Raw genomic sequence first — 1,847 nt, forward strand, 5'->3', positions numbered from 1 at the left:
AGCATGGCAACGTCCTACCCTCGCAGGGGGCGACCCCCAACTACTCTTGGCGCTAAGAAGCTTAACTTCTGTGTTCGACATGGGAACAGGTGTATCCTTCTTGCTATCGCCACCACACTCTTTTTTTGAGAAAACTTATTCTCTCAAAACTAGCTAATATTTATCATTGATTTTTAAGCCGTACACCGTTTCACACCACTTTGTGGTTAAGTCCTCGACCGATTAGTATTGGTCCGCTCCATACATCACTGTACTTCCACTTCCAACCTATCTACCTGATAATCTTTCAGGGGTCTTACTTCCATAAAGGAATGGGAAATCTAATCTCGAGGTGAGCTTCACACTTAGATGCTTTCAGCGTTTATCTCATCCATACATAGCTACCCAGCGATGCCCTTGGCAGAACAACTGGTACACCAGAGGTATGTCCATCCCGGTCCTCTCGTACTAAGGACAGCTCCTCTCAAATTTCCTACGCCCGCGACGGATAGGGACCGAACTGTCTCACGACGTTCTGAACCCAGCTCGCGTACCGCTTTAATGGGCGAACAGCCCAACCCTTGGGACCGACTACAGCCCCAGGATGCGATGAGCCGACATCGAGGTGCCAAACCTCCCCGTCGATGTGGACTCTTGGGGGAGATAAGCCTGTTATCCCCAGGGTAGCTTTTATCCGTTGAGCGATGGCCCTTCCATACGGAACCACCGGATCACTAAGCCCGACTTTCGTCCCTGCTCGACCTGTAAGTCTCGCAGTCAAGCTCCCTTGTGCCTTTACACTCTGCGAATGATTTCCAACCATTCTGAGGGAACCTTTGGGCGCCTCCGTTACCTTTTAGGAGGCGACCGCCCCAGTCAAACTGCCCACCTGACACTGTCTCCCACCACGATTAGTGGCGAGGGTTAGAGTGTTCATACAACGAGGGTAGTATCCCACCAATGCCTCCTCCGAAACTAGCGTTCCGGTCTCTACGGCTCCTACCTATCCTGTACAAGTTATACAAACACTCAATATCAAGCTACAGTAAAGCTCCATGGGGTCTTTCCGTCCTGTCGCGGGTAACCCGCATCTTCACGGGTATTATAATTTCACCGAGTCTCTCGTTGAGACAGTGCCCAAATCGTTACGCCTTTCGTGCGGGTCGGAACTTACCCGACAAGGAATTTCGCTACCTTAGGACCGTTATAGTTACGGCCGCCGTTTACTGGGGCTTCAATTCTGGGCTTCGCCGAAGCTAACTCATCCTCTTAACCTTCCAGCACCGGGCAGGCGTCAGCCCCTATACGTCATCTTACGATTTTGCAGAAACCTGTGTTTTTGATAAACAGTCGTTTGGGCCTATTCACTGCGGCTGACCTTTCGGTCAGCACCCCTTCTCCCGAAGTTACGGGGTCATTTTGCCGAGTTCCTTAACGAGAGTTCTCTCGCACACCTTAGGATACTCTCCTCGACTACCTGTGTCGGTTTGCGGTACGGGTAGTTATATTCTAACTAGAAGCTTTTCTTGGCAGTGTGACATCAGTTACTTCGCTACTTAATTTCGCTCCCCATCACAACTTGTCCTTAAAGTTAAGCATTTAACTCAACTTCAGACTTATTGCTTGGACGCACATATCCATCAGTGCGCTTCCTTAGCCTGCTGCGTCCCTCCATCGTTCAAACAAATATAACTAGTACAGGAATCTCAACCTGTTATCCATCGTCTACGCCTCTCGGCCTCGACTTAGGTCCCGACTAACCCTGGGAGGACGAGCCTTCCCCAGGAAACCTTAGTCATTCGGTGGACAGGATTCTCACCTGTCTTTCGCTACTCATACCGGCATTCTCACTTCTAAGCGCTCCACTG

Annotated in this window: 2 rRNA genes (1 of these 2 running past the window's edge); both read right to left on the minus strand. The window is 50.3% G+C overall.

The window, feature by feature from the left end:
- Position 1: 1 nt before the first annotated feature.
- Positions 2 to 117, minus strand: a 5S ribosomal RNA gene (gene rrf, locus AC1RPX_RS07535).
- An 85-nt stretch (positions 118 to 202) separates the two neighbouring features.
- Positions 203 to 1,847, minus strand: a 23S ribosomal RNA gene (locus AC1RPX_RS07540) (it continues 1,374 nt past the right edge of the window).

It is taken from the genome of Dellaglioa sp. CoH-56-MRSF-14 (genome assembly GCF_056782115.1).